The organism is Enterobacter sp. SORGH_AS_0287 (assembly GCF_031453695.1).
In the GTDB taxonomy this organism is placed as follows: Bacteria; Pseudomonadota; Gammaproteobacteria; order Enterobacterales; family Enterobacteriaceae; genus Enterobacter; species Enterobacter ludwigii.
Window position 1 is genome coordinate 2,894,145 of record NZ_JAVIZW010000001.1, and the last position, 25,239, is coordinate 2,919,383.

28 protein-coding genes and 3 tRNA genes are annotated in these 25,239 nt (G+C 54.2%); 22 read left to right on the forward strand and 9 right to left on the reverse strand.

What is annotated here, in order from left to right:
- Nucleotides 1–9 precede the first annotated feature (9 nt).
- Genes yjjG through QE396_RS13720 form a run of 3 tightly spaced genes read right to left on the reverse strand, consistent with a single transcriptional unit; the run spans nt 10 to nt 1,532 of the window.
- A complete protein-coding gene (gene yjjG / locus QE396_RS13710; protein WP_014168519.1) occupies nt 10–687 on the reverse strand; it encodes a pyrimidine 5'-nucleotidase in 678 nt (225 codons plus the stop codon).
- Between the two features lie 19 nt (nt 688–706).
- Complete coding sequence (rimI, locus tag QE396_RS13715; RefSeq protein WP_014168518.1) at nt 707–1,150, reverse strand: ribosomal protein S18-alanine N-acetyltransferase; 444 nt, start codon at nt 1,148–1,150, stop codon at nt 707–709.
- Nucleotides 1,119–1,532, reverse strand: coding sequence for a DNA polymerase III subunit psi (locus QE396_RS13720; protein WP_279256638.1), 414 nt, complete (start codon nt 1,530–1,532; stop codon nt 1,119–1,121). The genes rimI and QE396_RS13720 overlap by 32 nt, the downstream gene beginning before the upstream one ends.
- 102 nt (nt 1,533–1,634) lie before the next feature.
- Here QE396_RS13720 and rsmC point away from each other — a divergent pair, with 102 nt between their 5' ends.
- The 4 genes from rsmC (at nt 1,635) to QE396_RS13740 (ending at nt 3,158) form a co-directional block, all read left to right on the forward strand.
- Complete coding sequence (rsmC, locus tag QE396_RS13725; protein ID WP_014168516.1) at nt 1,635–2,663, forward strand: 16S rRNA (guanine(1207)-N(2))-methyltransferase RsmC; 1,029 nt, start codon at nt 1,635–1,637, stop codon at nt 2,661–2,663.
- Nucleotides 2,664–2,837: 174 nt separating this feature from the next.
- Nucleotides 2,838–2,924 (forward strand) — tRNA-Leu (locus tag QE396_RS13730).
- A 28-nt stretch (nt 2,925–2,952) separates the two neighbouring features.
- Nucleotides 2,953–3,039, forward strand: a tRNA-Leu gene (locus tag QE396_RS13735).
- 32 nt (nt 3,040–3,071) lie between these two features.
- A tRNA-Leu gene (locus QE396_RS13740) sits at nt 3,072–3,158 on the forward strand.
- A gap of 40 nt (nt 3,159–3,198) precedes the next feature.
- Here QE396_RS13740 and QE396_RS13745 read toward each other — a convergent pair.
- Nucleotides 3,199–3,468: a DUF1435 domain-containing protein gene (locus tag QE396_RS13745; protein WP_059306528.1), complete on the reverse strand. Its 270-nt coding sequence runs from the start codon at nt 3,466–3,468 to the stop codon at nt 3,199–3,201.
- A gap of 215 nt (nt 3,469–3,683) precedes the next feature.
- Between QE396_RS13745 and QE396_RS13750 the strand changes: the two genes are divergently transcribed.
- Together QE396_RS13750 and fhuF are read left to right on the forward strand one after the other, a co-directional pair.
- Complete coding sequence (locus QE396_RS13750) at nt 3,684–4,748, forward strand: GGDEF domain-containing protein (RefSeq protein WP_020885291.1); 1,065 nt, start codon at nt 3,684–3,686, stop codon at nt 4,746–4,748.
- Nucleotides 4,749–4,842: 94 nt separating this feature from the next.
- Nucleotides 4,843–5,631, forward strand: a complete 789-nt coding sequence (fhuF, locus tag QE396_RS13755; RefSeq protein WP_020885292.1) for a siderophore-iron reductase FhuF — start codon at nt 4,843–4,845, stop codon at nt 5,629–5,631.
- A 47-nt stretch (nt 5,632–5,678) separates the two neighbouring features.
- On the opposite strand, the gene QE396_RS13760 is transcribed toward fhuF, so the two are convergent.
- Complete coding sequence (locus tag QE396_RS13760; RefSeq protein WP_014168512.1) at nt 5,679–7,025, reverse strand: PTS cellobiose transporter subunit IIC; 1,347 nt, start codon at nt 7,023–7,025, stop codon at nt 5,679–5,681.
- Between the two features lie 328 nt (nt 7,026–7,353).
- On the opposite strand from QE396_RS13760, the gene QE396_RS13765 reads away from it, so the two are divergent.
- Nucleotides 7,354–7,812, forward strand: a complete 459-nt coding sequence (locus QE396_RS13765; protein ID WP_014168511.1) for a YbaK/EbsC family protein — start codon at nt 7,354–7,356, stop codon at nt 7,810–7,812.
- 38 nt (nt 7,813–7,850) lie between these two features.
- Here the strand turns inward: QE396_RS13765 and bglJ are convergent, their stop codons facing one another.
- Entirely contained in the window at nt 7,851–8,486 is a 636-nt protein-coding gene (bglJ, locus tag QE396_RS13770; protein ID WP_032670772.1) for a DNA-binding transcriptional activator BglJ, read from the reverse strand.
- Nucleotides 8,483–9,220: a LuxR C-terminal-related transcriptional regulator gene (locus QE396_RS13775; RefSeq protein WP_014168509.1), complete on the reverse strand. Its 738-nt coding sequence runs from the start codon at nt 9,218–9,220 to the stop codon at nt 8,483–8,485. Before QE396_RS13775 ends, bglJ begins: the two co-directional genes overlap by 4 nt.
- Before the next feature lie 411 nt (nt 9,221–9,631).
- Between QE396_RS13775 and QE396_RS13780 the strand changes: the two genes are divergently transcribed.
- From QE396_RS13780 to QE396_RS13840, 13 genes are all read left to right on the forward strand, one after another.
- Entirely contained in the window at nt 9,632–10,408 is a 777-nt protein-coding gene (locus QE396_RS13780; protein ID WP_014168508.1) for a threonine/serine exporter ThrE family protein, read from the forward strand.
- A complete protein-coding gene (locus tag QE396_RS13785; protein ID WP_020885295.1) occupies nt 10,399–10,872 on the forward strand; it encodes a threonine/serine exporter in 474 nt (157 codons plus the stop codon). The genes QE396_RS13780 and QE396_RS13785 overlap by 10 nt, the downstream gene beginning before the upstream one ends.
- A 67-nt stretch (nt 10,873–10,939) precedes the next feature.
- Nucleotides 10,940–11,581 (forward strand): TetR family transcriptional regulator, encoded by a 642-nt coding sequence (locus QE396_RS13790; RefSeq protein WP_020885296.1) that lies wholly within the window; start codon nt 10,940–10,942, stop codon nt 11,579–11,581.
- A gap of 41 nt (nt 11,582–11,622) precedes the next feature.
- Nucleotides 11,623–12,075 carry a MarR family winged helix-turn-helix transcriptional regulator gene (locus QE396_RS13795; RefSeq protein ID WP_020885297.1) on the forward strand — a complete coding sequence of 151 codons (453 nt, stop codon included), beginning with the start codon at nt 11,623–11,625 and terminating at the stop codon, nt 12,073–12,075.
- 84 nt (nt 12,076–12,159) lie between these two features.
- A complete protein-coding gene (locus QE396_RS13800) occupies nt 12,160–12,588 on the forward strand; it encodes an organic hydroperoxide resistance protein (RefSeq protein ID WP_006174091.1) in 429 nt (142 codons plus the stop codon).
- A gap of 148 nt (nt 12,589–12,736) precedes the next feature.
- Entirely contained in the window at nt 12,737–13,282 is a 546-nt protein-coding gene (gene dnaT, locus QE396_RS13805; protein WP_020885298.1) for a primosomal protein DnaT, read from the forward strand.
- Nucleotides 13,279–14,016 carry a DNA replication protein DnaC gene (gene dnaC / locus QE396_RS13810; protein WP_014168503.1) on the forward strand — a complete coding sequence of 246 codons (738 nt, stop codon included), beginning with the start codon at nt 13,279–13,281 and terminating at the stop codon, nt 14,014–14,016. The genes dnaT and dnaC overlap by 4 nt, the downstream gene beginning before the upstream one ends.
- An 85-nt stretch (nt 14,017–14,101) precedes the next feature.
- The gene (locus QE396_RS13815) at nt 14,102–14,584 is read left to right on the forward strand and encodes a DUF2501 domain-containing protein (RefSeq protein ID WP_309951366.1); all 483 of its coding nucleotides are present in this window, start codon (nt 14,102–14,104) and stop codon (nt 14,582–14,584) included.
- Between the two features lie 269 nt (nt 14,585–14,853).
- Entirely contained in the window at nt 14,854–17,145 is a 2,292-nt protein-coding gene (opgB, locus tag QE396_RS13820) for a phosphatidylglycerol--membrane-oligosaccharide glycerophosphotransferase (RefSeq protein ID WP_014168500.1), read from the forward strand.
- Nucleotides 17,146–17,406: 261 nt separating this feature from the next.
- Nucleotides 17,407–17,958 (forward strand): helix-turn-helix transcriptional regulator, encoded by a 552-nt coding sequence (locus QE396_RS13825; protein ID WP_025205614.1) that lies wholly within the window; start codon nt 17,407–17,409, stop codon nt 17,956–17,958.
- A 258-nt stretch (nt 17,959–18,216) separates the two neighbouring features.
- A complete protein-coding gene (locus QE396_RS13830) occupies nt 18,217–18,957 on the forward strand; it encodes a winged helix-turn-helix domain-containing protein (protein ID WP_219372664.1) in 741 nt (246 codons plus the stop codon).
- Between the two features lies 1 nt (nt 18,958).
- A complete protein-coding gene (locus tag QE396_RS13835; protein ID WP_309951370.1) occupies nt 18,959–19,432 on the forward strand; it encodes a hypothetical protein in 474 nt (157 codons plus the stop codon).
- Between the two features lie 29 nt (nt 19,433–19,461).
- Nucleotides 19,462–19,968: a GNAT family N-acetyltransferase gene (locus tag QE396_RS13840; RefSeq protein ID WP_279256636.1), complete on the forward strand. Its 507-nt coding sequence runs from the start codon at nt 19,462–19,464 to the stop codon at nt 19,966–19,968.
- A gap of 68 nt (nt 19,969–20,036) precedes the next feature.
- Here the strand turns inward: QE396_RS13840 and tsr are convergent, their stop codons facing one another.
- Complete coding sequence (gene tsr / locus QE396_RS13845) at nt 20,037–21,701, reverse strand: methyl-accepting chemotaxis protein (protein WP_309951374.1); 1,665 nt, start codon at nt 21,699–21,701, stop codon at nt 20,037–20,039.
- A gap of 85 nt (nt 21,702–21,786) precedes the next feature.
- Complete coding sequence (hpaR, locus tag QE396_RS13850; RefSeq protein WP_014168494.1) at nt 21,787–22,227, reverse strand: homoprotocatechuate degradation operon regulator HpaR; 441 nt, start codon at nt 22,225–22,227, stop codon at nt 21,787–21,789.
- Between the two features lie 269 nt (nt 22,228–22,496).
- Between hpaR and hpaG the strand changes: the two genes are divergently transcribed.
- Both hpaG and hpaE read left to right on the forward strand, forming a co-directional pair.
- Nucleotides 22,497–23,774 (forward strand): 4-hydroxyphenylacetate degradation bifunctional isomerase/decarboxylase, encoded by a 1,278-nt coding sequence (gene hpaG, locus QE396_RS13855; protein ID WP_047366578.1) that lies wholly within the window; start codon nt 22,497–22,499, stop codon nt 23,772–23,774.
- Nucleotides 23,771–25,237 (forward strand): 5-carboxymethyl-2-hydroxymuconate semialdehyde dehydrogenase, encoded by a 1,467-nt coding sequence (gene hpaE / locus QE396_RS13860; protein ID WP_014168491.1) that lies wholly within the window; start codon nt 23,771–23,773, stop codon nt 25,235–25,237. Before hpaG ends, hpaE begins: the two co-directional genes overlap by 4 nt.
- Nucleotides 25,238–25,239 lie beyond the last annotated feature (2 nt).

Sequence of the window (25,239 nt, forward strand, 5' to 3'; positions counted from 1 at the left end):
GGCAGGCAATCATTGTTTACACAGGAGCTGCTCCAGTTCGTTCAATGACGTGACGGTCCAGGTCGGCTGGATACCTTCCGGCAACGTGCGACCGTGTGCATTCAGCCAGACGGTCGACAGGCCGGCGTTCATCCCGCCACGAATATCCGACTCCGCGGTGTCCCCGACCATCAGCACTCGTTCACGATCGGGATTGCCCGCTTGTTCCAGCGCATAATCAAAAATACGCGGATCCGGCTTAGGTACGCCCACCTCTTCAGAGATCACCAGCGCGTCAAAATGATCGCGCAGGCCCGTACGCTCAAGGCGGATCTGCTGCAGGGCGGTAAACCCGTTGGTAATAATGCCCAGCTTCGCCTTGCCCTTCAGGGCGTCCAGCAGGGAAACCGCGCCCGGCAACGGCGCGCAGATATCCGCCATAGCATTAAGAAAGGCATCGTTAAGCGCACCCGGGCTGACGTTTAACCGCTCGGCCCAGACATCAAAGCGCTGGTGCTGCAGCTGTAACGCGGTGATGGCACCGTTCTGGTAATCCACCCACAGCGGTTTGTTTACCGCCTGATAGTCCTGAAAGTCTTCAGCGGTGAAGGTAACGCTATAATCGAGAAACATCCGCTGTAGGCCGCCAAACGAGTCAAACGTAAACAGCGTTTCGTCGGCATCAAAGAAAATCCAGTCCCATTTCATCGTTACAACCTTATTTTAGTTATCCAAGCGGCAGAGCCATTATGATGGCGTCTTCACGTCCCTCTGCGGTGGGGTAGTAGTTACGGCGGATAGTCGCCTCGTTAAAGCCTAAGCTTTCATAGAGTGCGATGGCGGCGACATTCGACGCGCGCACCTCCAGCCACAGGGTGAAAACGTCACGGGTTTCGAGCTCGCGAATGAGATACTCAAGCAGTTCTCTTCCCAGCCCCCGGCGCTGATACGCGGGATCAACCGCGATATTAAACAGCGTCGCTTCGTCCAGAACGACCTGCGTGATGGCAAAAGCGGCCATCGTGCCGTCGACGTCCAGACGGTAATTCAGATACCGCTCGCCCTGATTGCTGGCGAGGGTTTTTTCGCTCCATGGAAAAGCATGGGCGCGCGTTTCAATCGCGTACGCCGCGGTCAGATCAGGCGTCGTGAGGGAAGAAATCGTGTTCATATTCGCAGATTTGTTGCCATAGCGCGCTGCGCGCTTTTGGGTTGGCTTTCAGTTCGTCCAGCGCTGGCGAGCAGATCTGGCTCCCTTCCAGGGAGACCTCATCGATGTCTCCCATACGCCAGCTGTTGCAGCGGCTGTCGGATGGCAGCATGGTGACCCTATCTGGCGTAAGCTGTAAAACCTGTTCAGTGGTCAGCTTCAGGCTACGAAGGACATCACCAATAAGGGGGTCATTCAGGGCAGGCAGTTCCTCCGCCACCATCACCAGCCGGACGTGCGCAGGGATGGAGATGGCGATTTCGCCCTTCAACGCCGTCGGGCGACGCAAGGCCCACTGGGTGATGCCCAGTTGCTGCAACTGCCAGTCTCGTCGGGATGTCATAGGGAAAACTCCTGTCTCTCAGGCGCGCAAATATAGCAAATGTGTCGAAACTGCGCCATCTACCTACTATAATCCCCGCCTGAGTTAATTGAGGAACAATTCATGTCTGCATTTACCCCGGCAAGTGAAGTCTTGCTGCGTCACAGTGATGATTTCGAAGAAAGCCGTATTCTGTTTGCCGGAGATATGCAGGATGACCTGCCCGCACGTTTCGACTGTGCTGAAAGCCGTGCCCACACCCAATACTACCACCACTGGCAGGTACTGAGCCGCCAGATGGACGACCGCGCGCGCTTTAGCCTGGTCGCTGAACAGAGCGACATCGCCGACTGCGACACGCTCATCTACTACTGGCCGAAGAACAAGCCAGAAGCCCAGTTCCAGCTGATGAACCTGCTTTCTCTGCTGCCCGTTGGCTGCGATATTTTTGTGGTCGGTGAGAACCGCAGTGGCGTTCGTAGCGCAGAACAGATGCTGGAAGGCTATGCGCAGCTGAATAAAATCGACAGCGCCCGTCGCTGTGGCCTGTATCACGGCCGTCTGGAAAAACAGGCGACCTTTGATGCTGAGAAATTCTGGGATGAGTATCAGCTTGACGGTCTGACCATTAAAACTCTGCCAGGCGTCTTCAGCCGCGACGGTCTGGACGTGGGCAGCCAGCTGCTGCTCTCTACCCTGACGCCGCATACGAAAGGCAAAGTGCTGGATGTCGGCTGTGGCGCGGGTGTACTGGCGACCGTACTGGCGAGCCATTCGCCAAAAGTGCGCTTAACCCTGTGCGATGTGAGCGCCCCGGCGGTTGAAGCAAGCCGCGCAACGCTTGCTGCAAACGGCCTGGAAGGCGACGTGTTTGCCAGCAACGTCTTCTCTGATGTGAATGGCCGTTTCGACATGATCATCTCCAACCCGCCGTTCCACGATGGTATGGAAACCAGCCTTGAAGCGGCGCAAACGCTGATCCGTGGTGCAGTACGTCATCTGAACAGCGGGGGTGAACTGCGTATCGTGGCTAACGCCTTCTTGCCGTACCCGAAAGTGCTGGATGAAACCTTTGGCTTCCATGAAGTCATCGCCCAGACGGGTCGCTTTAAGGTTTACCGCACCGTGATGACGCGTCAGGCTAAGAAGTAATCCTCCTTATCTGGCAGGCCGGATACGCGTAACCGCTATCCGGCAAAACCGGGCGCTACCATCGGCCATTTTTGCAGCAATCAAAACAGCGTGCGCATTTTTCTGTTGACGTAAAGCTGAAAACATCTAGAATGCGCCTCCGTGGTTACGATACTTTTACAGTGTCGATGGTATGCGAAGGTGGCGGAATTGGTAGACGCGCTAGCTTCAGGTGTTAGTGTCCTTACGGACGTGGGGGTTCAAGTCCCCCCCCTCGCACCATAAATCACGTTGATATTGCTCGCACTGGGCGAAGGTGGCGGAATTGGTAGACGCGCTAGCTTCAGGTGTTAGTGTTCTTACGGACGTGGGGGTTCAAGTCCCCCCCCTCGCACCAACGAGGCGATATCAAAAAAGTAAGATGACTGTGCGAAGGTGGCGGAATTGGTAGACGCGCTAGCTTCAGGTGTTAGTGTCCTTACGGACGTGGGGGTTCAAGTCCCCCCCCTCGCACCAATTATCTTACATCCTTTCTGACGTTCTTCTCGCTTTCCGCTTATTTCAAACTCATCAGTATCACCAGAATTCCACTGACCAGTGCTACGCATGACGGCAGTAACACAAAGTGGCGCAGCTGTTTATGCCAGATCATCCCTGACGTCACTAACAGTCCTGACACAATGAGCGCTTTCCAGACATCAATGGAGAGATCGGCAAACATCAGACCGCCAAGAATCGCCCCCGGCAGTAACACTCCCCAACCACTTCCCAGCGCCCTGTTCAACATGGTTCGACCTTTCACATTGATAATGATAACCAATATCATATAATATCAATTATCATTTGTCAGTACGATTAATCAAAAACTCTCCCCCTTTACCTTTCCTGTAATGACAGGAAATGCCTAAGGTGATAAATTGCTCACCTGTTAACTAGACCTAAAGTTTTTCTGATAATTACTCTTTGAGTTTTTTGCATCTTTCATTGCGAAACAACACCTATTTACCTGTTTTAATTAAATATTAATAAAAACGCACTACTATGACATCACAATCCTGGCGGTCTTTGGTCCACAGTAAATATCAATTATCGTTACGTTTATTTTTATTTCTGAACGCGACCTCAGCTGTGTTCTCGGTAACAAACCCGCTCTATTCTATTCGCCTGTTATCGGTCCCTCTGATTTCTATTTTTGTTATCAGCATCGGGCTACTCGTCTGGCACTGGAAAAAGAGAACCCGCAAGGTAAATATTCCTGCCGTTTCAGCGATCTTCGGTATTTTATGGGCGTGGCAGGTGGCCTCGAAATTTTCGTTAATTACCCACGATCAGGCGACCTATTTGATCATGGCATTATTAACGGTACTGTTTATTGGTACGCTGGCCTTCGCCAGTAATATCAAAGCATTTACGCTGCACTCCTTCCCCACCTTTATTGTCTGCCTGTGGTTAAGTAATCATGATATATGGCTGAGAATGACCTATTCTTTCGCACTTCCTGTGGTAGCAATTGCGATTCATAACATTTTGCAAAGACGTAACGATCGCTTCGCGCAGGAACTGCTTTCCCGTTTGCTGGAGGAGCGTGAGACCCTCACCGATCTGAGCATGATGGACCCGCTTACCGGCCTTTATAACCGTCGCGGACTGCAAAGCCGGCTGGAGAATCTTCCGGCAGTGGAGAACGGCGAGCACTTTGTCCTGCTGATGGATATCGACCACTTTAAGGCCTACAACGACCACTACGGCCATATGATGGGCGACCAGGCGCTGATCCGGGTCTCTGCTGCCATCCGTGATGCCGTGCGTTCACGCGATATTGTGGCGCGCTTCGGCGGGGAAGAATTTATGGTTCTGCTGACCAATATTTCTCTCGAGCATGCCCGCCAGACGGCAGAGCGGATCCGCCAGAAAGTCTACGATTTAAAAATCCCGCATATGTTCAATGAAAGCGTGGCGACAAACGTCACCATCAGCATTGGGATTGCCATTTTTGAGGATGAAGACGCCGAAGGCGCACTGGAGAAAGCGGACAAAGCCCTCTACGAAGCAAAGCATATGGGGCGCAATAACATCCTGCTGAGCGAAGAGCTTCAGACCGCGTAAGCGCGGCGTCATATAACGAGGACAAAAGTCTTGCCATCGGTATGAGCAATAGTTAGGATTGGCAATCATTATCATTTAGATTTGTATCTCTACTATGGCCACTCATACCGCACAAATCGTTGAACCACTTCTCTGGAGAGCCCGCCTCCCCACCGGGAATGTTTCGCTTGCGGATGCCATCAGGGATAAGATCGCTAAAACCCGCGCCCACCTGCTGGACTTTATCAGGCTGGATGAAGCGCACCCGCACCACGCCATGACGCTGGAAGAGTGGCGACAGCCGTCGACACTGCAGTCGTTGCTGGCAACCTATTCCGACCATATCTATCGCAATCAACCGACCCTTACGCGGGAAAACAAACCCCTGCTCTCCCTCTGGGCGCAGTGGTATATCGGGCTGATGGTGCCCCCACTCATGCTGGCGCTGCTCACTCAAAAGGGCATGCTTGAACTCTCCCCGGAATATTTTCATGTCGAGTTCCACGAGACCGGCCGAGCGGCCTGTTTCTGGATTGATCTCCACGAAGACCAGAACGCGGAGCACCTCTCTGCTCAGGAACGTATGGAGCAGCTCATAACTCGCGCCCTGATCCCGGTAGTGGATGCGCTGGAAGAGACGGGGGAAATCAACGGGAAGCTTATCTGGAGCAATACCGGGTATTTAATCCACTGGTATTTGACGGAAATGAAACCTCTGCTCGGTGATGAGAAGGTCGAGGCCCTGCGCCAGTCCTGTTTCTTTGCAAAACAACTTTCCGATGGTCGCGATAACCCGTTATTCCGCACCGTGGTCCTTCGTGACGGGCTTCTGGTTCGTCGCACCTGCTGCCAGCGTTATCGCCTGCCGGACGTTCAGCAGTGTGGAGATTGTACGCTCAAGTAAGGTCAGGTGTTGCCGGGCCGCATTAACGCTGACCCGGCACCCGTTTCTCACGCTATCTGCTGATTTTCCTCTTCCGCATTACGTTGCGCTTCTTCCGCTTCCTGCTCCAGCAGTTGCTTCTCGTACACTTTAAAGAACGGGAAGTAGATGATGGCCGATACGCACGCCAGGACCACCACCAGAATGGCTGCACGGAAATCCCAGCCCAGCGCCCATGCGGCACCTACCGGTGCAGGTGCCGTCCACGGCACAACGGAGATCACGCGGCCAATCAGATCGAACTTCATCGCCGACCAGGCCAGCACGGCGTTAACCATGGGTGCCAGCAGGAACGGAATAAAGAACACCGGGTTCATGACAATCGGCGTACCGAAAATAACGGGTTCGTTGATGTTAAAGAGGCTTGGCACCACGCTCAGACGGCCGATAGAACGCAGATGAGCGGAGCGGCTACGCAGGTAGCAGAACACCAGCCCCATCGTGGCACCTGACCCCCCGATGACGATAAAGAACGTCCAGAACGCTTCCATAAAAATATGCGGCAGCGGCTGGCTGGCGGCCAGCGCGGTCTGGTTAGCGCCCAGGTTGGTCAGCCAGAACATCTGCAACATCCCGGAGACAATCGCGGCGCCGTGGATCCCGGCGAACCACAGCAAATGCCCAATCAACACCGCCAGCAGGATTGCCGGCAAGGAGTCTGCGGCGGAAACCAGCGGTTTGAAGACAGACATAATCGCCTGCGGGATCAGCATGCCAAACTCAGACTGAATCACCAGACTCAGCGGGTAAAGCGTCAACACCACCACCAGCACCGGGATCAACAGATCAAAGGAGTTTTTGATCATCGGCGGAACCTGGTCCGGCAGGCGGATCCCGATGTTATGCGCTTTGAGAAAACGCATCATCTCAACGCAGTAGATAGCCACCAGAATCGCGGTAAAAATGCCTGTCCCGCCGAGGCTGTCGACCGGAAGCGTGCCTTTGGTTTTCGGCGCCGCGACCAGCAGAAACGCCATCAGCGACAGCATGGCGCACATAAACGGATCTAACTGATGCGATTTGACATAGTGTTTGCCAAGGTTATAGGCAATGGCCGCGCAGATATACAGGGACATAACGCCCATGGTCATATCAAACGGCGTGAGGATCTGACCTTCAAATTGCTTCGCCATGTCCAGCCAGGCGCGCGCGAAACCCCAGGTGGTATCAGGCGAAAACGGTGGATACGCGAAGACGAGTAAAAATGAACCCACAATCATGAACGGCATCGCGGAGATAAAGCCATCACGAATAGCCATAACATGACGCTGGGAGGAGATCCGCCCGGCAATCGGGCTGACGTAATTTTCTACAAAACGAAATATCAGATTAAACGCAGCATGGTTGGCAGACATAGCAGATCTCCTTTCAGACGTTTATGACGGGCGCATTCACGCCATACGTTGGTCCATACATCACCTTCACAACCTTGCCGGCGCGTTTACCAGCGGTACTGCTCAGACGGAATGGTTTCATATTTAGCTCTTATTATTGGATACAGGGGACGTTACACAGTCAGTATTAATCTCTCACTCACGGTCTGCAACCGGTTACTGTAACCGGTTTCCGTGAATGTGAAGGCGATCCAGAAATCGGCCGTGTGGGATATTTGTTACTGAAGAGATATTTACAGAGCATAAATTCTTATGACAGATTACGCGGGATATTTGTCAGGAGGAAACAATGAGTTTGCAGTCTGTACAGCAGTTTTTTGCCGACAACGCTCCGGATATAGAGGTTATTGAACTTAGCCAGAGTACCGCAACCGTTGCGTTGGCTGCTGCCGCCCATCGTGTTGAGCCGGGACAAATCGCCAAAACGCTGTCGTTGAAGGTTAAAAATGACGTCATTCTGGTGGTCGCGAAAGGTGATGCGCGTCTGGATAATAAAAAACTGAAAGACACGTTTGGCGCAAAAGCACGCATGCTCAGTTGTGATGAAGTAGTCACCATCACGGGTCATCCTGTTGGCGGCGTGTGCCCGTTTGGGCTGGAAAATCCGCTCGCGGTTTATTGCGATATTTCACTGAAACAGTATGCTGAAGTGCTGCCGGCCGCGGGTGCAATTCACAGTGCCGTGCGTATTTCACCAGACAGAATGGCAGAACTGACGTCCGCAAAATGGGTAGATGTTTGCATCTGAATGAGGCGCCAGAGCCTGTCTGGCGCACAGATATCAGCTTATAAAAATGTCGGCTGGCTTAATACTGATGTTCGCGGATCCCGGGCCGGGAGATGAGTCAGAATATCTGCCGCATCAAGCAGTCCCACGTCAGAATTGACCCCAAGCTTCACCATCGCATTAAACTTGTGCGCCCGGATGGTCTTAATATTGCGCTCAAGCTGCGCGGCGATTTCAGGAATAGAAAACCCGCAGGACATATACCGCAAAATCGCCCGCTCCGTTGGGCTTAACATCCTGTTTTGACTCTTGTACCAGTGGTTGAGCATATTGTCATTGATGTGCAGCGTTTCACTCAGCAACACCAGCAGTTCCTCCTGCAGGCGGTCGAGCGACACCGATTTACTGACGACACCGTGAAGGCGTGAAGGGGAAAGATGGCTGATTAACCGCGCTTCCATTTCATCTGCCGCCAGGATGATGCGCTGAATATGATTATGCGTAAATGCGAGATCCCGCAGGGATGCCAGGCAGTTTCGACGCTCTTCTCGCGCATCAGAAAGTGAATAGATCAGCGAGAAAAAAGAGACATGAGGAAGCGCCTTCTTAAAGCAGTCAAACTCACTGAACATGTGCAGTTGATAATGGCTGAGCGTGGGCAGCGCAAACAGGTGCTCCAGCCCGACGGCACTCATCGCGCAATTTTCGATGACGGCAATATGTCTTGTTGAACCGGTTTTATCCATTCCTCGAACTCTCCATAGGCTGACATTAAACTCAGCTCTCTCAATCCCTGAGTACTGTTGATCCAGGCGTACAGATCGGCATTACTCCGTAATGACAACCGTCGCATCGCACTGTTTTTCTGTGCACTGATCGTTTTATTGCTCTTCTTGAGCAAAGTGGCAATTTGGTTAATCCCCCAGCCCTTGCCTAACAGACGCAATACCTTGCGTTCAGAGTGGGTGAGCGCAATGACGCGGTCGTCTTCATCATCGTTACAGGCAGGCTCGGGCGTTAATAACGTCTGGCTTATCCGCTCTGCCCGTTCACTGCCTGCACGGATGGCGTTAATTACGCCTTCTATCGGCTCCATATCAGAAAGCAACGTGCTTTCCGGACGCATCAGCAGCTCAACGGCAATAGGGTAAAGCGGCCGGGAGACTAAAAAAATCCAGTGAATATCCCGATATTGATTTAATAAACCGTAATATTCTTCGAGCGTGCCCCGGGGATTCCTGTATTCACCTGAAATATCAGCGATAATGACGTCTGCACGCCGTAACTGCAGCAGGGTTAATTCCTGCAGCGAACGGCAAAACGTTAAATCAAAATCGGCAAAATGGCGTGTCATCACGCCCCCCAACCCGTTTTGCATTACGGGTATCCTGCTAATGACGACGCCATGTTTACCATTCAATGACGACATAGACCCTCCGTGTCCATTTTCATATGATGAGTAACGTTAAAACGCATCAAGGTATAAGTGTATTCGTCCCTGAGTGTAAAACTGATTAATACAAGCAGAAGATGAGATGTGTGCTTCATTTAAGAAATGCCTAAAACAGCGGTAATATCTCACAAAGCACAGATAAATTTAATTATAAAGGCCTTAAAATAATTAAAATATAAACTTAGTAAAACTAAATATAAATATCTTATATTTCCCAATTAATAATTCATCATATTTATGGCCCAAAACCGCATCCCGCCGCCAGACAGCCCGCAACTGTTTGCATAAAGCTTGATCTGACCCACAGCTAGAGGCACTGCAGTTTGTGCTAAAAGTAAGCATGACGGGCCAACAGGCAAGCTATTCACCTTCTCTTCAGGACATGACATGCAGGCAGATCGATCAACGCAGCGTGCCATCACGCGGCTCTGTATTCAGTGCGGTCTTTTTCTGCTCCAGCACGGGGCGGAAAGCGCGCTGGTCGAGGAACTCTCCACCCGGTTGGGGCTGGCGCTGGGTATGGACAGCGTTGAGAGCGCCATTTCATCCAATGCTATCGTGTTGACCACCATAAAAGACGGTCAGTGCCTGACCTCCACCCGCAAAAACCACGACCGCGGCATCAATATGCACGTTGTAACCGAGGTCCAGCATATTGTCATTCTTGCTGAGCATAAGCTTCTCGACCTGCACGACATTGAAAAACGGTTCAACCAGATTAAGCCCTTACGTTATCCCCGCTGGCTGGTGGTGTTAATGGTCGGGCTGTCCTGCGCCTGTTTTTGTAAGCTCAACAAAGGCGGCTGGGACGGCGCGGTCATCACCTTTTTCGCCAGCAGTATCGCCATGTACGTGCGCCAACTCCTGACGCACCGCCAACTCCACCCGCAAATTAATTTCTGCATTACCGCTTTTGTCGCCACCACGGTGTCTGGCCTGCTGCTTCGTCTGCCGCAGTTTGCCAACACGCCGACGATTGCCATGGCGGCCAGCGTGCTTCTGCTGGTGCCCGGCTTCCCGTTGATTAACGCCGTAGCCGATATGTTTAAGGGTCACATCAATACCGGTCTGGCACGCTGGGCGATTGCCAGCCTGCTGACGCTTGCAACCTGCATTGGTGTGGTAATGGCCATGACACTCTGGGGGTTACGCGGATGGGCGTGATCGATTTTCTGCTGGCGCTGGCGCAGGATATGCTGCTGGCCGCGATCCCTGCCGTCGGTTTTGCGATGGTCTTTAACGTTCCGCAACGCGCGCTACCGTGGTGCGCGCTGTTGGGTGCTATTGGTCATGGCTCGCGAATGGTGATGATGACGGCGGGATTCAACATTGAATGGTCAACATTTATGGCCTCAATGCTGGTCGGTAGCATCGGCATTCAGTGGTCGCGCTGGTATCTGGCGCATCCCAAGGTGTTCACCGTCGCCGCCGTTATCCCGATGTTCCCCGGCATATCTGCCTATACAGCCATGATTTCCGCGGTAAAAATCAGCCATTTCGGCTACACCGAACCGCAAATGATCCTCCTTCTGAGCAACTTTCTTAAGGCTTCGTCCATTGTCGGTGCGCTCTCTATCGGACTGTCGATCCCCGGACTGTGGCTGTACCGCAAACGTCCACGGGTTTGAGATTTGTGTTATTACGCTGCCGTGAGGATAATCACTCCAATCCGTTTGGTGACGATAAGGAAAGGATGTGGCTAACCCAGGCAGCGAACTCCCCGAGCACAATGAAGAATCCAGCCTGAAAGAGAAAATCTTTCAGAGCGCTATCACGCTGTTTGCCGAATACGGGTTGAACGGTGCCCGCATGGAACAAATTGCGGAGAAAGCCGGCACCACCAAACGCATGGTTGTTTACCACTTCAAAAACAAAGAGAACCTGTATCTTCTCGTACTGGAGTATGTTTACACCCAGATCCGCGCCAGTGAACAGGCGCTCAGCCTGGCGGGAATGCCCCCTGTCGAAGCGCTGGTTCATCTGGTTGAAGCCACCTTTGACTACCATGCCGACCACCCGGATTACATCCGCATTATCTGCATGGAAAACATGCAGCGTGGCCGTTTTATGCAGCAGTCCAGCTACCTCCGCCAGGTCAACCGCAGCGCACTTGATCTGCTGGAAGCGATCCTCCGTCGCGGGAAAGAAAAGCAGTTATTCAATCAGACGGTTGAAGCCCGCGATCTGCATCGTTTGATCAGCAGTTTCAGCTTCCACTACGTTGCCAACAGCTACACCTTCACCCTGCTGTTTGAAGAGGGTGCGGACGAACAGGCACAGCGCCAGCACTACCGCAAAATGGCCGTTCAGGTGGCGCTCCGTTATACTTGCCCATAAAATAGCTTGCAATTAAATCGTACACTATCTATATTCATCTCATGAACGCGAAAACGAACGACACGACCGCTGCGCTCCTGCTGGATAACCAGCTCTGCTTTGCTCTCTATTCAGCAAATCTGGCGCTGAACAAGCTGTACCGGCAACTGCTGGCACCGCTGAACCTGACTTACCCGCAATACCTGGTGATGCTGGTGCTGTGGGAGCAGGATGACATTACGGTGTCGGACATCGGTGAACGGTTGTTCCTTGACTCTGCCACGCTGACGCCGCTGTTGAAGCGTCTGGAAAGCGCGGGGCTGATAAACCGCCACCGCTCACGTAAAGACGAGCGTCAGGTCGCCGTCACCCTGAGCGATGCGGGACGTCATCTCCAGCTGCAGGCTTCCGGGATCCCCCATGCAGTGGGATGCGCCGCCCAGTGTGATACTGAGACCATGCTGTCACTTAAGCAGCAGCTGGAACGTTTGCGACAACAGATCCAACGCGCGTAAGGCTATACTTTACGCGTATTTATTTACCCATATATATCGCACGCTATTTAATAGCGCACATTAATGTAAGATGAGGAATCTGCCATGTCTTTAGAAAAAGTTGTCTACACTGCCAAAGCAAAAGCTACCGGAGGCCGTGATGGCCGTGCGACCTCTTCCGACGGCGTACTGGACGTTAAACTCGGCGTGCCAAAAGAGATGGGCGGCATGGGCGGTGACGTCACCAACCCTGAGCAGCTGTTTGCTGCCGGCTACTCTGCCTGCTTCCTGGGTGCCATGAAGTTTGTAGCCGCGCGCGACAAATTTACCCTGCCGAAAGAGGCCTTTATTGAAGGCGAAGTGGGGATTGGGCCGCTGCCAACCGGTTTTGGTATCGAAGCAAAACTGAACATCCACGTTGAAGGTATGGATCCTGCAGAAGCCAAAAAACTGGTCGATGCAGCACACATTGTGTGTCCGTACTCTAACGCGACCCGCGGTAACATCGACGTAACGCTGAACATTATCGCCTGATAACTGCCTGATGGCGTTACGCTTATCAGGCCAGCCGTTGTCGCCCCGGCAGGCATCGCGCCGCCGGGGAAAACCCCTCCTTCCCTTCCCGCTCTCTGTGCTACCATAAGCCCATATCACGCCCGTAGTTATCAGTAGAGTAAGCGTTATGTCCTCCAGAATTCTGACCACCAGCATTGCTGGTATTGATGCCTTTATGCGCGATCCCCGCGGTGTGCTGACCCACGCCGAAGGCGGCACGGTTGCGGTATTTGCTGACAACGCTCCGGCGTTTTATGCCATCACATCGGAACGTCTGGCACAGCTTCTGGAGATTGAAGCGCAGTTGTCCCGCCCGGCGAGCGACGTAACCCTCGATAACCAGTTCTTTGACGAGCCGGTTAGCGTCCCCGTGGCCGTTCCCATGGGTAAATTTGCCCTGTATGCGGGCTGGCAACCTGATGCTGATTTTCAACGGCAGGCGGCATTGTGGGGCATAGCGTTAACGCAACCGGCTACCCCCGAAGAGCTGGCCGCGTTTACCGCGTGGTGGCAGGCGGAAGGCAAAGTATTCACTCATATTCAGTGGCAACAGAAGCTCGCGCGTCATCTGCAAATTAATCGCGCCAGCAATAACGGCCAGCCAAAACGTGATATCAACGCGTTTTCCGAACCGGATAAACAGATCCCAAATGGATTCCGAGGTGCGAAATGAAGAACGTCGGCGACCTGATGAAACGTCTGCAAAAGATGATGCCAGCCAACGTGAAGCCCGCCTTCACGACGGGTGAAGAACTCCTGGCGTGGCAAAAAGAGCAGGGTAAGATCCGCGCCGCCGCGCTGGCCCGCGAAAACCGGGCGATGAAAATGCAGCGCACCTTTAACCGTTCCGGTATTCGCCCCCTGCACCAGAACTGCTCATTTGATAACTATAAAATTGAGACCAACGGGCAGATGAATGCACTCGCTGCCGCGCGTCAGTACGTGGATGAATTCGACGGCAATATCGCCAGCTTCATTTTTAGCGGCAAGCCTGGCACGGGGAAAAACCACCTGGCGGCCGCTATCTGTAACGAGCTGCTGCTGCGCGGGAAATCGGTGCTGATCATCACCGTGGCCGATATCATGTCCGCCATGAAAGACACCTTCAGCAACCGCGAAACCAGCGAAGAGCAACTGCTTAATGACCTGAGTAATGTCGATTTACTGGTTATTGATGAGATTGGCGTCCAGACCGAATCCCGCTATGAAAAAGTGATCATTAACCAGATTGTCGATCGCCGCTCTTCCTCCAAACGCCCCACCGGCATGCTGACTAACCACAACATCGACGAAATGACCCGATTGCTGGGCGAACGCGTCATGGATCGCATGAAGCTCGGGAACAGTCTGTATGTCATCTTCGACTGGGAAAGTTACCGCAGCCGTGTCACCGGTAAAGAGTATTAAGATATTTCCAGGAAAGACCGGTGGCCCGGAGGTATATACTGACTCCACTTTCGCCCCAAAACGGACCTTTTTTGAGTAAGCCATTATGAAAAAACAGTTTCTTTTCAGCACCGTATTAGGCGCCCTGCTGGTTACCGGCGCGGCACAGGCCGCATCCTGGCAGGATTCGCTGTCCAGCGCAGCGAGCGGACTGACCAAAGAGAGCAGCAGCACCCAGGGCGGGCTGTCAGCCTCTTCCCTTACCGGCCTGCTGGGTAACAGCACCCAGAGCCTGAGCGCAGGTACAATGAACAACGCCGCGGGAATTCTGGAATATTGCGCGAAGCAAAAACTGGCCTCCGTGACCGACGCGCAAAACGTGAAAAATCAGGTGCTGGGCAAACTCGGTCTGGATACACAGGAGCAGAAACAGGACACCAACTATATGGATGGTATTCAGGGCCTGCTGAATGCGCAAAACGGTCAACAGCTCAACCTGAGCACCATCGGCAACTCCTCGCTGGCGAAACAGGTGAAAACCAAAGCCTGCGATCTGGTGCTGAAACAAGGCGTTAATTTCATCTCCTGATCCCCGCCTGTATTGCCATTACACGCCGCGTTTAAGACGTTACTCTTTTAACGCGGCGTTAAAGCCGTCTTTTTCCTGCCTGCCACCGTCTGAGCGTCCGTATGTCAGGATGCGACCCCCTTCAAAAAAACGATTTTCTAAACCAAATCCTAACAACAGCACACTTTCGTGACACTAAAATTGCAGCTACACGACAACGCAATTACATTGTATAACCCAAAAAATAATCAGTTAGCCAGCTAAGCGCCTGGCGTCATGAGGATAGACTGTTGTCAGAGTTAATGTCCCTTGTCCTTTTTCTGGCCTCTGTCGGCGTTTACGCCTGCAAAGCGGGCCGTAACACCTGGTGGTTTATCGCCACGCTGGTGGTGCTCGGCATTTTTATTATTTTAAACATTACTTTATACGCCAGCGATTACTTTACCGGTGACGGCATTAACGATGCGGTGCTCTATACGCTGACGAATAGCCTGACGGGCGCGGGCGTGGGTAAATACATCCTTCCCGGGCTTGGCCTGATTGCGGCGCTGGTGATTATTTTTGGTGCCCTGGCCTGGGTGCTGCGCCGCCGTCGACATCTTCCGCATCATGGCGGCTACAGCCTGCTGGCACTCTGTCTGGCGCTGGCGTCCGTGGATGCCAGCCCGGCGTTTCATCAGATAACCGAGCTGGTAAAGTCACAGTCGCGCGACGGCGACCCGGATTTCATGGCCTGGTATAAAGAGCCGTCCAAAAAAATAGCCAACCCGAAGCTTAACCTGGTGTATATCTACGGCGAGAGTCTGGAACGCACCTGGTTTGATAACAATGCCTTCCCGAACCTGACGCCGGAGCTGGGCGCGCTGAAAAACGAAAGTCTTGATTTCAGCCATACCGCGCAGCTGCCCGGTACGGATTACACCATCGCCGGGATGGTTGCCTCGCAGTGCGGTATCCCGCTCTTCGCCCCCTTTGAGGGTAATGCCTCGGCCTCAATGTCGAGCTTCTTCCCGCAGAACGTTTGCCTCGGCGATATCCTGAAAAACTCCGGCTACGAAAACTACTTCGTACAGGGGGCCAACCTGCGCTTTGCCGGAAAAGACGTGTTCCTGAAATCCCACGGTTTTGACCATCTGTATGGCTCAGAAGAGTTAAAAACGACCGTTGCCGACCCGCATTACCGCAACGACTGGGGCTTTTACGACGACACGGTACTGGACGAAACCTGGAAAAAGTTCGAGGAACTGTCCCGCGCCGGCAAGCGTTTCTCCCTCTTTGCCCTGACGGTAGATACCCACCATCCGGACGGGTTTGTCTCGCGCACCTGTAAGCGCAAACGCTATGAGATTGACGGCAAAAACAACACGTCGTTCAGCGCGGTAACCTGCAGCCAGGAGCATATCGCCGCTCTGGTCGAGAAAATCAAAGCCTCGCCGTATTTTAAAAACACGGTCATCGTCGTCTCATCTGACCATCTGGCGATGAAAAACAGCGCCTGGGATCAGCTCAGCAAACAGGATCGCAGCAATCTGTTCTTCATTCTGCGCGGCGACCAGCCGCAACAGGATGTGATCGCCACCAAACGCAACTCCATGGATAACGGCGCAACCGTGCTGGACATTCTGGGCGGGGATAACTTTATTGGCCTTGGCCGCAGTACGCTCTCGGGGCAGTCACTGTCGGAAGTGTTCCTCAACATGAAGGAGAAAATCCTTGCGTGGAAGCCGGACATCATCCGCCTGTGGAACTTCCCGAAAGAGATGAAAGACTTCACCATCGATCAGGATAAAAACACCATCGCCTTCTCCGGCAGCCATTTCCGTCTGCCGCTGCTGCTGCGCGTGTCGGATACGCGCGTCGAACCGCTGCCGGAAAGCGAATACTCTGCGCCGCTGCGTTTCCAGCTGGCCGACTTCGCCCCTCGCGATAATTTTGTCTGGGTCGACAGGTGCTACAAAATGGGCCAGCTCTGGTCCCAGCCACTGGCGCTCTCAACCGACTGGTGCGTTTCTCAGGGACAGCTTGGCGGGGAGCAAACCGTGCAGCATGTCGATAAAGCGCAATGGAAAGGCAAAACCGCATTCAACGATACGGTCATCGATACCGCGCGCTATCAGCGAAATGTCGACATGCTGAAGATCGTGGATAACGATATTCGCTATAAAGCAGACAGCTTTATCTTCAACGTGGCCGGGGCACCGGAAGAGGTCAAACAGTTCAGCGGCATCTCGCGTCCGGAATCCTGGGGGCGCTGGTCTAATGCGCAGCTGGGCAGTGAAGTGAAGATTGAGTACGCGCATCCTCTGCCGGAAAAATTCGACCTGGTGATCACCGCCCGGGCCTATGGTCCAAACGCGAACCGTCCCATCCCGGTGCGTGTGGGCGATAAAGAGCAAACGCTGACGCTGGGAAATGACGTCACCACCACCACGCTGCATTTTGATAATCCTTCCCGCAGCAATACGCTGGTGATTGTTCCGCCGGACCCGCAGCCGACGAATGAGGGAAATATTCTTGGCCATTCACCGCGCGAGCTCGGCATCGGGATGGTAGAGATTAAAATTGTCAGTAAAGAGAGCTGATCCCTTCTGCGCCCGGCGTTCTGTCGGGCGCTTTATGTAAATATATAATCCTATAAAACCATTAAAAATAAGACATAGACACCATATATCTCTCATTTCTATTTATAAATTCACCAGAAAGAAATCATATCTCAGAATGTGTAACTCCTTACACCCTGAGAGAGTTACCCACTTTTTATCATGCTAACCGGCCATACGTTCGAATCCACCCTGGCACAGCGCAGCGGAGTACGACCAGCGCTACCAGGGGAAAAAACCCTGATGCCGCAGACACTGAATGCCGACTATAAGGTCATCGTTTTAAGCGGCAATGCCTTCTTGTGGCTGGGCCTGAAGACGTTCATCTCGCAGAGTGTGGACCCCTGCCCTGAAATTTTCTGGATTAACGACGTGAGCCCTGAGGGGATCCTGCCCCTGCGGCAACTGATGTTGAATATCCGCGTCAAAAAAGGGTGGCTGGTATTCACCGATGCGTCCCGCGTCAACGATATTAAAATCATTCTGGGGGGTGAGCGTGTCCACGTGGTGGCGGGAAACCTGTCACTCGCGCAGCTCAGCCGCTGTTTTCAGAACACGCCGTTCGCAAGCGTAAAAAACGCCACGCTCACCTGCCAGGAGCTTCGGGTTTGCATGCTGTTCCGCAACGGGTTCAGCCCGGTTCGCATCGCGCAGATCCTGAATAAATCCCCGAAAACGATCTACACCCACAAGCGTAACGCGATGAACAAATTTCACTGCCAGAACCTGGCGGAATTCCATCGCAAACTCTTCCTGCTCGACTACCCGGCATCGTGTTTGTCACTGCACGGCTAATCACGTCGGGAAATAAGATCATGCGGCGTCATCTTCCCTGTCTCATTCTCTGGCTGTTGATGCTGGCGCTGCTGTCTCGCTATGCCCTTCCCGCCACGTTGGGATGACGTGGTAATCCGACTGCACGAGTAAATTGCCTTAAATCTTGTCTGGATCAATGTTATCGGTAACAATGGCGCTAAAATAGCCAGCGTGTTATGTCCGACAAGGCACAGCCTTATCTTCTTTTTTGTTATTTTTTCTGTATTACAATAACTTATGAAATACCTGCTTGCTGACGCCATCGTCTATAACGACGAAGACGGTTCTGTTTCTCTTATCAATGCACCCGATCTGGACAGACAAATCCTCACCTGTACCGCCAACGCCATCCTGAAGCTGCTGGTTCAGCATCACGGCAACGTCGTCGAACGTGACACCTTTCTGAGTGATGTCTGGGATCAACGTGGGCTCCAGGGGTCCAACAATTCGTTAAATCAATACATCAGTATTGTGCGCAAAATGCTGTCGAGCCTGCTGCCCGACACCCTGTTTATCGTCACCGTGCCGAAAACGGGCTTTATGCTCAGTGCTGATATCGCGGTAACGCCCCTGGAGGACGATTTTCCCGTCGTGGAGTCGGTCCCGGCCTCACGACGCATTCAGCCAGAATGGCTATTCTGCGGTGTACTCACGCTGATGGTCGTGGCGCTGTGCATCGGCGCCTGTTTGACGAAACAGGCGCACCAGTACAGTGACACTCATCTGCTCACCCACATTGGCACCTGTCCGGTCTACACCTTCTCCCCGCTGGCAGATGTGTTTCACACTAAGGCCATGGCGCTGGCGCAGACGCTTCAGCGCGAAGGTAATCTGCCCTGCCTGAAAAACTCTATTTTCTATATGCACATCCAGAGAACACTTTTCTATGGCCACGAAGGGCGGCTGGTCCTTTCCCAGTGTTCTCTCACGGACGGTAAAGCCAGCGCCTGCCGAACGCTTTACTTTTACGAGTGGTGATATGAAACAAAAAAAAGTGTGGCTTATTCTGGCGCTCAATCTGTTGCTGATTGGCGTGACGCTGGCGTGGTACGTCTACACGCCTCCGCTTTCCGCAACCTGTGCAGGAAACCTGACATTTTCAGCCCGACATGACGATCATGATTTCTCCTTTGAAGGGGAGATTACGCTGCGCTTTCAGCCCGACAACACAGGGTACCTTACGCTTAACGGCGACGTGGTTAACGAGCCACATCACTGGGATGTTTCCCGCCAGGAGATGTTTACGTGGCGGCACGTTGAGGGTTCACTCTATGAAATATTCATACAAAGCGTGGCGCGCTTTAGCCATGACACCCTGCCACCGGGGGTCTTTGAAAAGTACGTCGCCGGCCTGACGCCGGGGAACAAAAGACTTCTGAAGATTGAACGCACGCCGGAAGACGCGCTGGTGATCAGCAATTTCTATGCGCCGGTCCTGATTTGTTCAGAATAGGCACGGCTGGTCGGGGTATACTTTCCGCCATGAACATTCTCTTTCGATCGACGACGCCCAAAGATGTTGCTGCCCTGCCCGCCATCGAGCGCGCGGCTGGCGAGCGTTTTCGGGACGTCCCCGAACTGGCCTGGCTTGCAGACGGCGACGTCATTTGCGCGGAACAACATCTTGATTACGCGAAACGCGGGTTAAGCTGGCTGGCGCTGGCAAACGACCTGCCCGTCGGGTTTATCCTTGCAGAAGCCCATCCATCATCGCTGTTTATTGTCGAACTCTCGGTTCATCGGGAGTGGCAGGGAAGAGGAATAGGTCGGCGACTTATCGCCTGCGTCGCAGACCATGCCCGCACGCTGGGGCTGACATCGCTGACGCTGACCACCTTTTGCGAGGTGCCGTGGAATGCGCCGTTTTATGCGCGACTCGGGTTTGAAACGGTGACGATGCTAACGCCTGAACTGCGTCAGAAAAGAGAGGAAGAAGCGGCGCACGGTTTCGCGTATGACTCCCGCTGTGCCATGCGCCTGCCTCTGTGATATCGGCCTGCAAAACGCCCCATTACAGGCCGGGTCAGGCGTAGCCGCCCCCCGGCACTGTGGCAGGATTAAAACGTTTCCCAGTTTTCGCCCGCATCGGTGGTCGCGGCTTTATGCGCCATCATAGGGGCTGCAGCGGTTTTCGCTGAGGCCTGCTCGCGGGCTTTCATCTGCTCCTGCTGAATGCGGAACACGGCCACGGCCTGAGTCAGACGGCTCGCCTGCTCTTCCAGTGCCGCCGCCGCCGCGGCAGACTCTTCCACCAGCGAGGCGTTCTGCTGGGTCACGCGATCCATCTCAGCCACCGCCAGACCCACCTGATCGATACCGCGGCTCTGCTCATCAGACGCAGAGGCGATTTCGCCCATGATGTCCGTCACGCGGGTTACCGCATTAACGATTTCACCCATGGTTTCGCCGGCGCTTTCTACCAGGGTAGACCCGACTTCCACGCGGCCAACAGAGTCTTCAATCAGGCTCTTGATCTCACGTGCTGCCTGGGCGCTGCGCTGTGCCAGGTTACGGACTTCACCCGCAACAACGGCAAATCCGCGGCCCTGCTCGCCCGCACGTGCCGCTTCTACCGCGGCGTTCAGTGCCAGGATGTTGGTCTGGAACGCGATGCCGTCGATCACGCTGATAATGTCGGCAATTTTCTGCGAACTGCCCGCGATGTCACGCATGGTTTGCACCACGTTATCCACCACTTTACCGCCCTTCTGCGCGGTTTCGGACGCGCTCAGCGCCAGGTTGCTCGCCTGACGGGCGTTCTCGGCGTTCTGCTTAACGGTCGCCGTCAGCTGCTCCATGCTGGCAGCGGTCTCTTCCAGGGATGCGGCCTGCTGTTCCGTACGGGAAGAGAGATCGTTGTTACCCATCGCGATTTCACTCGCGCCGCTGTAGATGGCATTAGCACCGTTACGCACATCACCAACGGTACGGACCAGCTCGCCCTGCATATGACGCAGCGAGTCGGCCAGTTCACCCATCTCGTTAGCGCCCTGCACCTCAATGCGCTTCACCAGATCGCCGCTGGCGATATGACGAATGTTGTCGATAAGACGGGTAAGTGGCGAAATCAGCGCCTGCTTGATACCCAGCCACACGGCCACGATCACCACCAGCACCGCAATCAGTACGCTAATCAGCACCCAGATTGCCTGGCTGTAGGAGCTATTGCTGTTTTCCACCGCCATCTGATACAGCTTGTCGTTCTGCTGCAGATAGTTCACGTACTGCTTCTCAAAACCATCCTGATAGCTCTGGGTAGGTTGATCGAAGAAGGCGTTGATTTTGCCCGCGCCCAGCAGCTGGATCAGCTCCGCCAGTGCACCGTGGTAGATATCGTAGTTACGTTTGATCTCCGTCGCGTCGGCGTCGTTTTGACGCGGATCGCGTGGCAGGGCTTCGTATTCAGCCCAGTTTTTTTCTGCCTGTTTCAGGGAAGCCGCCGCAATTTGCATCAGATCGTTCACGGTCGCGCCGCTGCCGATATTGCTCTGATCCATCATGTAGCGGATACCCGCACGGTTCAGGGTATTACGGGTTTGCAGCAGGGCAACCCAGCTGGCGTTCAGCGTGGACTGTTGCTGGCGAATGGTTTGCAGGACGGTGAAATTCTCTTTGTCATGCTTGAGGGCATTGAAGAAAAGACCACCGGATGTGAGTTGTAAAAGGCCAAATATCGCTAATACCAGCATTAAGCTGGTGACAATCTTGATACGGTTTAACATGTTTTCGCTTTCCATCAGACAGATAACAGGATTTTCGGCCTGGAAAGGGAAAACTTTACGAAAATCATCCTTAAATTTGTGGTTTTTACTCTTCTTCGCGCGCTGTGATATGCCGGTTCCCCAGTTCAATAAACTCTTCCAGCAGCGCTGTCAGCTGTTGCATCTTCGCCGGCGTATATTCGGCCTCGATTTGCTGATACGCCTCTTCCACCTGCGCCTGGGCACGCTCGTATAGCCTGTTCCCCTCTTTGGTCAGCGATACGTACAGCTTTCGCTGATCGTTTACGGGCTTAAGGCGCAGCACCAGACCGTCACGCTCCATGCGCGTCAGAATGCCCGTCAGGCTGGGACGCAAGATACAGGTGCGAAACGCCAGATCGTGAAAATCCATCGACGGATGTTCGGCCAGCACGCGCACGATGCGCCACTGCTGCTCGGTCAGGTTATGCCGTTTCACAATCGGGCGGAAGTAAGACATCGCCGCTTCCCGCGCCTGTAACAGGGCGATAGTTAATGAATCATGCATAGCCTCTCCCGGTAATCATTAACACATGAACAATTCAGTTCTGCTGGTTTTACACACAACGCGTTTTACGACAAAAAGTCTAACAGAAACAAGCCTGATTTATTAACCCAATGATAAATATAGCCTTTAATCTCTTTATGTAAATTTATTGTTATTCATGTCACAAATTATTCACTTCTGGTTGCGAAATAAACAGCAAAGGCATACAACCAGATCATTAACATATTAATGAAATCACAGGCCGGACGTCCGGCCTGAGGAGTAAGTGAATGAAAGGTACTGTTTTTGCCGTAGCGCTGAACCACCAGAGCCAGCGCGATGCCTGGCGCGACGCGTTTGAAAAAGCCCCCTACAACACGCCACCAAAAACCGCCGTGTGGTTTATCAAACCGCATAACACCGTGATCCGCACGGGCGACCCCATTCCCTTCCCGCCGGGAGAAACCGTGTTAAGCGGTGCCACGGTTGCGCTGGTTGTGGGCAAAACGGCGCGTAACGTTCCCGTGGACGAGGCGGCGGAGTACATCGCCGGTTACGCGCTTGCCAACGAGGTGAGCCTGCCGGAAGAGAGTTTTTATCGCCCGGCGATCAAGGCCAAATGCCGCGACGGCTTTTGTCCGCTGGGAGAGCTGGCCGCCCTCGACCACGTTGATAACCTGACCATCGTCACCGAAATTAACGGCCGGGAAGCGGACCACTGGAACACCGCTGACCTGCAGCGCAATGCCGCCGAACTGCTGAGCGCCCTGAGCGAATTCGCCACCCTCAGTCCGGGCGATGCCATTCTGCTCGGCACCCCACACTCGCGCGTCCCGCTGCAGCCGGGCGATCGCGTACGCATTCTGGCGAAAGGCTTCCCGTCCCTGGAAAACCCGGTGGTTGATGAACGCGAGGTCGCCCATGCGCAAGGCCCACATCCGCACGCCACGCTGTTCGCGCTTGGTCTGAACTACGCCGATCACGCCAGTGAGCTGGCGTTTACGCCGCCAACGGAACCGCTGGTGTTTATCAAAGCCCCCAACACCGTGACCGGCGATAACCAGACCTCGGTCCGCCCGAACAACATTGAGTACATGCACTATGAGGCGGAGCTGGTGGTGGTCATCGGCAAAACGGCGCACAAGGTCAGTGAGCGCGAGGCGATGGACTATGTCGCGGGCTATACCGTCTGCAACGATTACGCCATCCGTGACTACCTGGAAAACTACTACCGCCCGAACCTGCGGGTGAAAAGCCGCGACGGGTTGACCCCCCTCAGCCCGCATATCGTGCCGAAAGAGGCCATTCCCGACCCGCATAACTTAACCCTGCGTACCTTCGTGAACGGTGAATTGCGCCAGCAAGGCACCACTGCCGATCTGATCTTCAGCATCCCGTTCCTGATTGCCTATCTCAGCGAATTTATGACCCTGCAGCCCGGCGACATGATTGCCACCGGCACGCCAAAGGGTCTGTCTGACGTACAGCCAGGCGACGAAGTGGTCGTGGAAGTGGAGGGCGTGGGCCGCCTGGTGAACCGCATTGTCAGTGAGGAGACTGCAAAATGAAAAAAATAAACCATTGGATTAACGGTAAAAACGTCGCAGGAAGTGATTACTTCCACACCACTAACCCGGCCACCGGAGAGGTGCTGGCGGAGGTCGCGTCCGGCGGTGAGGCTGAAATTCATCAGGCCGTGGCGGCGGCTAAAGAGGCATTCCCGACGTGGGCTAACCTGCCGATGAAAGAGCGCGCACGCCTGATGCGTCGCCTCGGAGATCTTATCGATCAACACGTTCCGGAGATTGCGGCCCTCGAGACCGCCGACACCGGCCTGCCGATCCACCAGACCAAAAACGTGCTTATTCCACGCGCGTCGCACAACTTCGCGTTCTTCGCCGAAGTGTGCCAGCAGATGAACGGTAAAACCTACCCGGTCGACGACAAGATGCTCAACTACACCCTGGTGCAGCCGGTGGGGGTCTGCGCGCTGGTGTCGCCGTGGAACGTGCCGTTTATGACCGCCACCTGGAAGGTTGCGCCGTGCCTGGCGCTGGGCAACACCGCGGTGCTGAAGATGTCTGAACTCTCCCCGCTGACCGCCGACCGTCTGGGCGAGCTGGCGCTGGAGGCCGGTATTCCGGCGGGTGTGCTGAACGTGGTGCAGGGCTATGGCGCAACGGCGGGCGATGCGCTGGTACGTCACCACGACGTGCGCGCCGTCTCCTTTACCGGCGGCACCGCCACCGGGCGCAACATCATGAAAAACGCCGGACTGAAGAAATACTCCATGGAGCTGGGAGGGAAATCTCCGGTGCTGATTTTTGAAGATGCGGATATCGAACGCGCGCTGGACGCCGCCCTGTTCACCATCTTTTCCATCAACGGCGAGCGTTGCACCGCTGGCTCACGCATTTTCATTCAGCAGAGCATCTACCCGGAATTCGTCAGACGCTTTGCCGAGCGCGCGAACCGTCTGCGCGTGGGTGACCCGACCGATCCGAACACTCAGGTTGGCGCGCTGATCAGCCAGCAGCACTGGGAAAAAGTCTCCGGCTATATCCGTCTTGGCATTGAAGAAGGCGCGACCCTGCTGGCGGGCGGCCCTGACAAACCCACCGATCTCCCTGCTCACCTGAAAAACGGCAACTTCCTGCGCCCGACCGTGCTGGCAGACGTCGACAACCGGATGCGCGTGGCCCAGGAAGAGATCTTCGGGCCGGTTGCGTGCCTGCTGCCGTTTAAGGACGAAGCCGAAGGGTTGCGTCTGGCTAACGACGTGGAGTACGGCCTGGCGTCATACATCTGGACCCAGGACGTCAGCAAAGTGCTGCGCCTGGCGCGCAATATCGAAGCCGGAATGGTGTTTGTAAACACCCAGAACGTGCGCGACCTGCGTCAGCCGTTTGGCGGCGTGAAGGCTTCCGGTACCGGGCGCGAAGGGGGCGAATACAGCTTCGAGGTGTTCGCTGAAATGAAAAACGTCTGCATCTCCATGGGCGACCATCCGATTCCAAAATGGGGGATCTGAGT